The following is a 10,289-nucleotide window of genomic DNA, read 5'->3' on the forward strand; positions in this document are numbered from 1 at the left end:
GTATCAGGGCCTTATTTTATATTAATATTTTATCCTAAATTTTTAGATTAGAAAAAAATGTCATTTTTTTAAGGAAAAATTGTGATGAATGGGCTTTTAGATTGTAAAAACGCATATGTGTAAAGAAGCTTTGACGGTCCAATAGAAAAAGAATTAATAAGAATAAAATCCAATATACTATGATGAGAAAACTTACTGCTTTGGGATTGTTGGCAGGGATGCTAAGCGTTCCAGCTTTTGCCCAAACCAAAATTGAGTTCAAGGAATTTGATTTGGATAATGGATTGCATGTGATCATGCACCAGGATAATACTACTCCAATCGTCGTGACTTCGGTTCTATACCATGTAGGATCTAAGAATGAGCAACCAGACAGAACTGGTTTTGCTCACTTCTTTGAGCATCTTATGTTTGAAGGATCAGAGAATATTGAGCGTGGAGAATACATGAATATCATCCAAGCACATGGTGGTACGCTGAATGCTTATACTTCTAATGATATCACTTATTATTTTGAGTCACTTCCTTCCAATGAATTGGAGCTGGCGCTTTACATGGAAAGTGAGCGTATGCTTCATTCCAAAGTGGATCAGACCGGTGTCGAAACTCAGCGTGAGGTTGTAAAAGAGGAATACCGTCAATCCTATGGTAATCGTCCTTATGGTACGATATTGCTAGAGACTTTGGCTAGAGCCTATACTGATCACCCATACAAATGGGCTCCAATTGGATCTCTTGATCATCTGAATGCTGCTTCTATTGAAGAATTTCAACAATTCTACAAGGATTTCTATGTGCCAAACAATGCGACTTTGACTATTGCAGGGGACATCGATTACAAGCAGACAGAAGAGTGGGTGAAGAAATACTTTGCTGAGATTCCTAAAGGCACGAAGGAGATATACCGGCCTAATGTAAAAGAGCCTAAAAAGACTGAAGAAATCAGAGATATTATCTATGACAACATTCAGATTCCGGCTGTAATTCAAGCCTATAATCTTCCTCCGAAAGTGAACAAGGATTCTTATGCGATGTCCATGCTTTCTACTTATTTGACTGGTGGAAATTCATCTCTGATGACAAAAGAGTTGGTTGATAAGCAGCAAAAGGCACTTGCTGTAGCCGCAATACCTCTTGAATTGGAAGATGGTGGCATTTTCTTGATGTATGGAATTGCTAATATGGGTGTGGAGCCACAGGATTTGGAGACTGAAATTGACAAGCTGATCAAGCAAGTGCAGGATGAAGGTATATCAGATGTTGATTTTGAGAAACTCCAAAACATTATGGAGAATAACATCGTGAGTGGTAATTCCTCAATGGCGGGCGTTGCTGAAAACTTGGCAGAAGCTCACGTGATGTTTGGAGGAACTAACTATGTGAACAAAGTGATGGAAGCATACAGTAAAGTGACTAAAGCTGATATTCAGCGAGTAGCTAAGGAATATATGACTTTGGATGGCCGAGTTGTTTTGTATTATTTACCAAAGCCAGCAGCTGAAACAACTCAGTAATTGTTCCATCTTAAAATCGAAATGACATGAAAAAAATAACATTAGCCTTTGTATTGAGCCTTTTGGTGTCTGTCGTGAGCTTTGCTCAGGTGGACAGAAGTCAGTTTCCAAAAGCTGGGCCCGCTCCCGTGATTAAAATTGGCGAAGCAGAGACTTTTACCCTAGATAATGGTCTGAAAGTATTTGTAGTAGAGAATGACAAACTTCCACGTGTTTCATTCACGCTAGTGCTTGAAAGAGATCCTTTGTTTGAAGGAGATAAAGCAGGCTTGACAGGTTTTGTAGGTCAGATGATGATGGCGGGCACGACCAGCCGTACCAAAGATCAGATCGATCAGGAAGTTGATTTCATCGGAGCAGACCTTGGCGTTTCCGCTACTTCCATTTCAGCCTCTTCTCTGAAAAAACATCAGGGAAAAATTCTTGATTTGATGTCCGACGTGCTTTACAATCCGGTTTTTCCAGCGGATGAGCTAGACAAATTAAAGAAGCAATCGCTTACAGGATTGGCTACGAGCAAAGATGAGCCAGGTGCAATTTCAAGTAGATTGTCTAGTGCTATGGTCTATGGAAAAGAACATCCATACGGGGAAGTGACTACAGAAACCTCACTTGGTAATGTGAATGTGGAAGATGTAAAAACTTACTATAACACATTCTTCAAACCGAATATCGCGTATCTCGCCATCGTTGGCGATATGAGTAAATCAGAAGCTGAGGAAGTGGTGAAGAAATACTTTGGTAAGTGGAAGGCGGGCGACGTTCCAAAATTTACCTACAATGCTCCAGTTGCAGCATCCAAAACAGTTGTAGGATTGGTTGATCGCAGTTCTTCTGTGCAAACCGTTATTGATATTGCTCAGCCGATTGAATTGACACTGGGCGATGCCGATTATATTTCAAGTAGAGTTTTGAATCAGATTTTTGGGGGAGGATCTTCTTCTCGTCTTTTCACAAATCTACGTGAAGACAAAGGGTACACGTATGGCGCTTATTCTTCTTTAGCAGCAGATAAGCTTATTGGGCAGTTTTCTGCAAATGCTTCAGTACGTACGGATGTGACAGATTCTGCGGTGGTAGAATTCATCTATGAAATCAATCGCTTAGTTGAGGAAGGAGTGACGCAAGAAGAACTGGATAAAGCTAAGGCGAGTCTTGCAGGCTCATTTGGCAGATCTCTAGAGAGTCCAGCCACAATTGCAAATTTTGCACTGAACATCGAGCGTTATGATCTTCCAGCTGATTACTACGAGACCTATTTGCAGAAAATGAATGCGCTGACAGTTGCTGATATTAATAAAACTGCAGACAATCTGATCGATCCAAGTAAGCTTTACATCACAGTAGTTGGTAATGGTACTGAGATCAAAGATAAACTAGCTCAATTTGGTGAAGTGATTATGTATGACAATATGGGCTTCCCTGCTAAAGAGATGGCTGCTGTGGATGCCAACATGACCTCAGATAAAGTTCTCGAAAACTACATCACTGCAATCGGAGGTAAAAGTGCAGCAAGTGCAATTAAGGCTGCGAAATTTACAATGGCTGCAGAAATCATGGGTCAACAACTTACGATAGAGCAGGTATTTGATAATACAAACATGCGCTACATGCAAAATACCCTTGTGGGTGGAAACGTAATGCAAAGTTCTGTAATTAAGGACGGTAAGGGAGTTGTGAAAGTCCAAGGACAATCTATCGATATGACTGATGAGCAAATCGACGCAGCTAAACTGGAAACATTCTTCTTGCCAGAGTTGTATTATGGCTCGATGGGTTATACACTTACTTTAGACGGAATCAAAGACGTGGAAGGAACACCTGCTTATAAGATAATCGTGGCCACTCCATTGGGATCTTTAGTTAATAACTACTATTCAGTAGACTCAGGTTTAAAAATTAAAAATGAGAACCCGGTTTCTGGAGATACATTCTATTCCGATTATCAGGAGAAAAATGGCGTAATGGTACCTATGGCGATGACCATCAAATCAGCGATGATCCCTGTTCCGTTGGAAGCTAAAGTGGTCAACATTGAATTGAATCCAGAATTAACTGAATCAGATTTTAACTAATCAACTATGAAAAAAATAACATTAATATTAGCCCTAGGGCTATTAGTAGCTCCAATGGCAACGCAGGCTACTTTGATAGAAAAAGAAAAGCCAACCGCAGTGAACGCGGTAAACTCCGTCAAGGAAGTGATAGATAACTACGTAAAAGCGACTGGAGGCGAGGCCAAAATGAAGGCAGTCCGCAATATGACTATGGACATGCAAGCCGAGATTCAGGGCATGATGTTAGATATTTCTAGCGTGATCGATCAGGAAAATCAGCGCTTACTTAATGTGACGGAAATGAATGGGAACGTCGTTTCTAAAACTGTCTTAAAAGATGGAAAAGCAAAAGTATCTGCAATGGGTCAGGAGCAAGTGTTGACAGGTGACCAAATGGATGCGATGAAAAGTCAGATTTACCCATTCCGTGAATTGTATCTCGAGGAGTTGGGTGTCACTGCGACGTACGAAGGAACTGCTGACGTAGAAGGAGAGAAAGCTCATAAACTTGCTTTTGAAGCAGGAGGGGATGGTAACACCACCGAATACTACAGCGTTGCGACAGGATTGAAGCTACAAACTGAGTCAGCAGCAGCTGGTACAGTTAAGTATAAAGATTATAAAGAAGTAGATGGACTGATGATGCCTATGACAATGATTATCACTAATGGCATGTTACCTATGCCTTTGAAGGCTAATATCACTACCATTCTATTTAATCAGGATTTGGATGAATCAATCTTCAATTAATACGATCAGTTAATAACATTTAAAGGGCTGTCCATGCGGACAGCCCTTTTATTTTAGTCGGTAATCCATGCATTTCTTTTGTGATTGTATTCCTTATCAATCAGGAAATAATCTTTAAATAGAAGCTCATCTGAAGACATTAACTCTACTTCTAAACTTCTCCCAAATCGATCAATTGAAAATTTTATTCCGTTGATAATTAGCTCTTGAGATTTGATAAAATCTCCAACCATTAGTTTTTTAAATGCGCCACTTGCTTGATGGATTTTAGTGATAGTTCCATCGGAGTGTTTGATGATACCGAAGTAGGAGGAGAGCTCGTCTTCTCGGGCTTTGGTTTGAATTTCGATGCCTAAGGAAGCAAGATGCTTTTCTACTACAGGGAAAATATTTTCTTTTCCGGCGATATAATCCTTGTGGAATTGATTGAAGAAGATAGGATTATTAGTTTGAGAAAGCACTGTTCTCCATACTTCCTCTAGGGTATAGCCAATTTTTGATTTGCCAAATTTTTTCCAAAGTAGTCTCATTACCTCATGAAGCGAGGAGTTTTCATCTAGTAGCATAGCATCCAAGCAAAAAGCAATCAAAGCGCCATGCGTGTAAATGCTTACTTTTTTGTCAGGAATCCCAGTTACGTATCCATCTATCCACAGATCGAAGCTTGATTCTAGGATAGATTGATTTTGCCAACCAAAGTTTATCGATTCTCTATTTAACACTTTTTCAAAAGTCTCAAAGTACTCACTCAGTGAGAAATAGCCGGATTTCAGTAAAAACAAATCTCCCATGTAAGTTGTGAAGCCTTCTACCACCCAACCGGCTTCGTGGTAAGCTTCTTTGGAAAAATTGTAAGGCATAATTTCGAACGGTCTGATCTGACATACATTCCAGGCATGGTACAGTTCGTGGCAACTCACACCCATAAGTTCATTCATGTGTACTCGCTCGGAGAGACTTTCTGCAGGCCCAAAAGTGATTACCGTCCCTCTTTGATGCTCGACGCCATGATAATGAGCGTAGGGTAGGAGCAGGTAGATGAAATGATACTCCTCGACGGGGAATTCACCAAAAGTCCTTATTTGCTTCTCCGCGAATTGATTAATATTCGTCTTAAATTCTGTTAGATCGAAATGAATATCTCCATGAAACCATAAATGGAAGCACACTTGATCGATTGTAAATAACTGATGAGTCAAATTTTGCGAAGCAAGAAAACTGCTGTCAGCCAATTGCTGGAAGTTGGATGCAAAGAACCCGTTATTTTCTGACAGCAAGGTGGTGCAAAATTGATAGTGTGAAGGGTAATTCACCTCGACCTGAATTTTATCTTCTGACATGTTTTCTATCTCAAAACAGCAATTGACGAAGTTTAAGTACATCTGTTCATCATCCACCCAGCAAGATCCTGCATCCATTTTTGCACAGTAATATTCATATTTTACCTGATATTCACCAATATGGTCAGGTGCGAATTCCCATAGGTCTTTTGTGGTTTTGGTGGAGGAAATAGGCTTTCCATCTGGGGATATTACGTGGAAGTTTCGAATATTTTGGACGTAATTTGCGAGCTGATATCGTCCACCTCTCCAAGCTGGAAGTTGTAGCCTGATCTGGGAAAGACGCCTTACAGGAATATTAAGGGTGATTTGAATAAATTGAGAAGCTGTGTTTTGGGATTCTATATGGTATTTGATCATTGGAAAGTTTAATGAATTCAATCAAATGTTTTTTAGCTTGTTTGCATTTAAAGAAATGGTACTTATCTTTGCATTCCTTTTTGGGGGGCAATCCAAGGAAACTTAATCAGGCAAGCAATTAGATAAAGATATTCGATCATGAAAAGAACATTTCAACCTTCTCGTAGAAAAAGAAAAAATAAGCACGGTTTTAGAGAAAGAATGTCTTCTGCTAACGGTAGAAGAGTACTGAAAGCTAGAAGAGCAAAAGGAAGACACAAATTGAGTGTTTCTTCTGAAAAGACATTGAAGAAGTAATTCTTAGCACTGTTTTTCGTATGTTCACATACGAATATAGTCCTTGTGATGAATTACAGACTCCCAAAAAGTGAGCGGCTTCATGCTGACAAACTTATCAAGGAACTTTTTAACGAAGGTTCCTCTTTTTTTTTGTACCCATTTAAAGTCCAATTTTTTGTTAAAAAGGATGGGGGTTGTGGAACCCCACAGGTGCTTTTCTCCGTTTCGAAGAAGAAAATAAAGAAAGCCGTTGGCCGAAACTTCGTTAAGAGACGAATGAAAGAAGCTTACAGGCTCAATAAATCATTGATACCACCAACAGCTCCTGCTATGTCCATTGGCTTAATTTATGTAAGTTCGGACCTGATGGAGTTTTCTGAAATACAGACTAAAATCACATTGGCTTTAAAGAAAATAGCCAGCATTGTAAGTGAAAACCAACAACAACATTAAATCGAGCATAACAAAGATCGTTATACACCGGAAAGATTATTTGGTGAGAGATTCCCATCCCGATTTTGGGGACAGGTTGTGACCTTTGAAATAAACTTATAAGCAATTTAAATCGAGAATGACTAAAAAGGCACACGCTAGGATGATTGTAAACCCTGCGAGATTCCATATGTCCATTGAAGATAAATTATAATCATATGAATAAATCATTAAGAAAATCCCTCCTAATATTTGTATTGGGAGCATTAGTTCTTTCAGGATTTTTTGCATTCAAAGCTAAAAATGACAAGTTATTCGCCATAGCTAAGAATATTGATATTTTCGCGACACTTATCCGAGAGCTAGATTCCTATTACGTGGATGAAATTGATCCAGATGAATTGGTGACGATAGGAATCAATGCAATGCTGGAAGAGTTAGATCCATACACTACATATGTGCCCGAGGAAGACTCTGATGATTATCGAATGATGACTACAGGAGAATATGCAGGAATAGGAGCTTTGATTGGTAATCGAGGAGAAGGCAGTATGGTTATAATGCCGTACACAGGATTTCCTGCACAGACAGTAGGATTGAAGATTGCAGATTACATTCTGAAAATTGACACAACCGATGTCACTAATTTTGGGACGGCTGAGGTGTCTACACTTTTAAAAGGTCCTGCAAATACACCTGTGCACTTGCAAGTGAAAAGAGGTCTAGATACCCTGGAGTTTGAGGTGATTCGTAAGAAAATTGCTATTAAGAATGTTCCTTATTATGGGAAATTGGATGAAAAGACAGGATATATCAAACTGGCTGAGTTTACTACCAATGCTTCTACGGAAGTTAGAAATGCGTTGGTAGATTTGAAAAGCCAAGGAATAGAACGATTGGTGCTGGATGTAAGAGATAATCCCGGAGGCTTAGTGAATGAAGCTGTCGAGATTATTAATCTTTTTATTCCGAAAGGAAGAGAAGTGGTGAAGACTATTGGGAAGCTTGAAAATGTGAATTACACCTATAAGACAAGTAAGACGCCAGTGGATAAGGATATCCCTATGGTGGTGTTGCTCAATGAGCATAGTGCGTCTGCCTCGGAAATCGTAGCTGGAACACTTCAGGATTATGACCGAGCTGTTTTGATTGGTAGAAAGTCATTTGGAAAAGGATTGGTACAAACTACCGTCCCTTTGACCTACAATGCTCAGATGAAAGTGACTACAGCGAAATACTATATTCCAAGCGGTCGATGTATCCAAGCGATTGATTATTTGCAAAGTCGTGAGAATAATGAGCTGTTCACTGTTCCTGATTCATTAAGGAAAGTATTTTATACTAAGAATGGAAGAAAAGTATTAGACGGAGCTGGTATTGAGCCGGATGAGAGCGTTGATCGTAAAAATTATGCGCCAATTTCTTATAGTTTGGTAGCACGAAACCACGTGTTTGATTATGGTACTGATTATTTCTATGCACATTCTGAGATCTCAGATCCAGCTACTTTTGCCATTTCTGACGCGGATTATGAGAATTTTGTTAAATGGTTGGCAGGCAAAGAATACGATTACACCACTTACCTAGAGAAATCTGTAGAGGATATGCGTAAGAATGCTGAGAAGGTAGATTATTATGATGAGATCAAAGCTCAGATCGATTCTCTAGAAAAAAGAGTGAATCATAGTAAGGAGCAGGACTTGGTAACTAATAAGGAGGAAATCAAGAAAATTCTTTCTCAGGAGATTGTGTCTAGGTATTATTTCCAAGAAGGAATGATTCAAGCTGGACTGCAGGATGATGAAGACGTGATGCTAGCAAGGCAGTATTTGAAAGAGCCTTCCAAAATTAAATCCATTTTAACTGCTTCTTCTAAATAAAGAGCATGACATTTATTCTCTCTTTAGAGACATCTACTCCTATATGTTCTATAGCAATTCACCAGAATGGGTTTTTACTGGGTGAAAAATCGCTAGATGTCCCTGGAGCGCATTCCGAAAAATTGATGGGAATGATAAAAGCTCTTTTACACGAATGCAATTTGATTATAGAGCAAATTAATGCAATTGCCGTTTCGGAAGGCCCTGGATCCTACACAGGACTAAGAATAGGTGTTTCTGTGGCCAAAGGCTTAGCATTTGCCAGAGATATTCAGTTGATTTCGGTCAGCACATTGAAAGCCCTTTCCTACGGAGCAAAATTCCAGAAGGAATACAAAGGACTAATTGTAGCTATGCTGGATGCGAGAAGAATGGAAGTATATCGAGAAGTATTCGATCAAGATTTGCAATCTGTCAGGAAGCTTGATTCAGAAATCATCGATGAAACATCTTTCTTAGATTTACTAGATACTGGTAAAGTCTATTTTGTTGGCGATGCGGTAGATAAGGTGTCTAAAGTACTAGCGCATCCTAATGCGGTTTTTCTAAACTTAAAAATGTCCGCAGATTACGTCGGGACTTTGGCCTATAGCATGTTTGAAAGAGGAGAGTTTGCCGATTTGGCTTATTTCGTCCCAAATTACCTGAAGGAATTTAAAGCGCTTCAATCCAAAAAGAATCCATTGCTAATATGAGTGAGATAATTAATAGAGTTGCAAGTAGCCCGATCATAACGCTAAATCTAGAGGATATTTATCCCAGGGAAGAACGGGTGATATTTGATCTTACGCCCTTCCTTTTCCAGGAGCTAGTGCTTAAGGAGAAAGATTTTAGGTTGGCGCTCAAAGAAATTGATTGGCTTCAGTATAAGAGTAAATGGGTAGCGATCACTTGTACAGCGGATGCTATTGTGCCTAATTGGGCATTTATGTTAGTGGCGACTTACATAAATTCTATTGCTCGTGGCTTTGCAATTGGGAATTTGGAAGAGCTTGAAGTAATGATTGCTGAGGAATGTCTGAATAAACTAGATCTAGAGACCTTTGCTGATAGGCCAGTTGTGGTGAAGGGTTGTAGTAATTTCCCTATTCCTTTATTTGCCTATGGTAAAGTAATAGCACTCATCCAATCGCGAGCAAAAAGCATTATGTATGGAGAACCTTGTAGCACTGTTCCACTCTACAAAAAACAAAAGTCCTGATAATTAATGGGCTACGAAAAACCACATACTTTTTTATAAGTTTCTTTATGCCGGCTATTGTCTCTAAAATAAAAAGGTAGATATTTGCACTCCCAAACGAGGTGAACGGCAGCGAAAAGGGAAGAGAGAAAATCCTCAAAAAGAATTGAAAAATTAAAATTTGCGAAGCGTTTGTAAGTCAGCAATGATCTCTTACCTTTGCGCTCCCTTCAGCAAGGAAGGGGGGTAAAAGCGGCGAGAGTTTAGGTTCTCAAAAACTTTTAAAATAAAAACTGCGAATGGTGTTGCGGGTTAAAAATAACCTCTTACCTTTGCACTCCCTTCAGCAAGGAAGGGGAAAAAACGGAACGAAAATCGAAAGGTTTGAAGCTCTGACAAGAGTCACAAATGCGTGACACTAAGTTCTTTGAAGTGATGTAAGACAAAAAAAATAGTAACCTGAGAACAGACAGGGAGACGTTTATAGGATTTGCTTT

9 protein-coding genes are annotated in these 10,289 nt (G+C 39.3%); 8 read left to right on the forward strand and 1 reads right to left on the reverse strand.

What is annotated here, in order from left to right; all coding sequences use genetic code 11:
• Nucleotides 1-182 precede the first annotated feature (182 nt).
• From BVH02_RS19095 to BVH02_RS19105, 3 genes are read left to right on the forward strand one after another with little or no spacing between them, the layout of a single operon-like run.
• Nucleotides 183-1,514, forward strand: coding sequence for a M16 family metallopeptidase (locus BVH02_RS19095; protein WP_086503081.1), 1,332 nt, complete (start codon nt 183-185; stop codon nt 1,512-1,514).
• Between the two features lie 26 nt (nt 1,515-1,540).
• Entirely contained in the window at nt 1,541-3,589 is a 2,049-nt protein-coding gene (locus BVH02_RS19100) for a M16 family metallopeptidase (protein WP_086503070.1), read from the forward strand.
• Between the two features lie 6 nt (nt 3,590-3,595).
• Entirely contained in the window at nt 3,596-4,321 is a 726-nt protein-coding gene (locus BVH02_RS19105) for a hypothetical protein (protein WP_086503071.1), read from the forward strand.
• Nucleotides 4,322-4,374: 53 nt separating this feature from the next.
• Here the strand turns inward: BVH02_RS19105 and BVH02_RS19110 are convergent, their stop codons facing one another.
• Nucleotides 4,375-6,021 (reverse strand): M61 family metallopeptidase, encoded by a 1,647-nt coding sequence (locus BVH02_RS19110; RefSeq protein WP_086503072.1) that lies wholly within the window; start codon nt 6,019-6,021, stop codon nt 4,375-4,377.
• A 138-nt stretch (nt 6,022-6,159) separates the two neighbouring features.
• On the opposite strand from BVH02_RS19110, the gene rpmH reads away from it, so the two are divergent.
• From rpmH to BVH02_RS19135, 5 genes are all read left to right on the forward strand, one after another.
• Complete coding sequence (gene rpmH / locus BVH02_RS19115; protein WP_074226946.1) at nt 6,160-6,318, forward strand: 50S ribosomal protein L34; 159 nt, start codon at nt 6,160-6,162, stop codon at nt 6,316-6,318.
• Nucleotides 6,319-6,366: 48 nt separating this feature from the next.
• On the forward strand, nt 6,367-6,753 hold the full coding sequence (gene rnpA / locus BVH02_RS19120) for a ribonuclease P protein component (RefSeq protein ID WP_086503073.1): 387 nt from the start codon (nt 6,367-6,369) through the stop codon (nt 6,751-6,753).
• A gap of 197 nt (nt 6,754-6,950) precedes the next feature.
• Nucleotides 6,951-8,612, forward strand: coding sequence for a S41 family peptidase (locus tag BVH02_RS19125; RefSeq protein WP_086503074.1), 1,662 nt, complete (start codon nt 6,951-6,953; stop codon nt 8,610-8,612).
• Between the two features lie 5 nt (nt 8,613-8,617).
• Nucleotides 8,618-9,307, forward strand: a complete 690-nt coding sequence (tsaB, locus tag BVH02_RS19130; RefSeq protein WP_086503075.1) for a tRNA (adenosine(37)-N6)-threonylcarbamoyltransferase complex dimerization subunit type 1 TsaB — start codon at nt 8,618-8,620, stop codon at nt 9,305-9,307.
• Complete coding sequence (locus tag BVH02_RS19135; RefSeq protein ID WP_086503076.1) at nt 9,304-9,813, forward strand: DUF2480 family protein; 510 nt, start codon at nt 9,304-9,306, stop codon at nt 9,811-9,813. The genes tsaB and BVH02_RS19135 overlap by 4 nt, the downstream gene beginning before the upstream one ends.
• The last annotated feature ends 476 nt before the right edge of the window (nt 9,814-10,289 follow it).

Origin of the sequence: Algoriphagus ratkowskyi (assembly GCF_002150505.1) — a bacterium.
Classification (GTDB): Bacteria; Bacteroidota; Bacteroidia; order Cytophagales; family Cyclobacteriaceae; genus Algoriphagus; species Algoriphagus ratkowskyi.

Coding starts and splice junctions, on each gene's coding strand:
- BVH02_RS19095 (WP_086503081.1), top strand. CDS start 183: ATGAGAAAACTTACTGCTTTGGGATTGTTGGCAGGGATGCTAAGCGTT.
- BVH02_RS19100 (WP_086503070.1), top strand. CDS start 1,541: ATGAAAAAAATAACATTAGCCTTTGTATTGAGCCTTTTGGTGTCTGTC.
- BVH02_RS19105 (WP_086503071.1), top strand. CDS start 3,596: ATGAAAAAAATAACATTAATATTAGCCCTAGGGCTATTAGTAGCTCCA.
- BVH02_RS19110 (WP_086503072.1), bottom strand. CDS start 6,021: ATGATCAAATACCATATAGAATCCCAAAACACAGCTTCTCAATTTATT.
- rpmH (WP_074226946.1), top strand. CDS start 6,160: ATGAAAAGAACATTTCAACCTTCTCGTAGAAAAAGAAAAAATAAGCAC.
- rnpA (WP_086503073.1), top strand. CDS start 6,367: ATGAATTACAGACTCCCAAAAAGTGAGCGGCTTCATGCTGACAAACTT.
- BVH02_RS19125 (WP_086503074.1), top strand. CDS start 6,951: ATGAATAAATCATTAAGAAAATCCCTCCTAATATTTGTATTGGGAGCA.
- tsaB (WP_086503075.1), top strand. CDS start 8,618: ATGACATTTATTCTCTCTTTAGAGACATCTACTCCTATATGTTCTATA.
- BVH02_RS19135 (WP_086503076.1), top strand. CDS start 9,304: ATGAGTGAGATAATTAATAGAGTTGCAAGTAGCCCGATCATAACGCTA.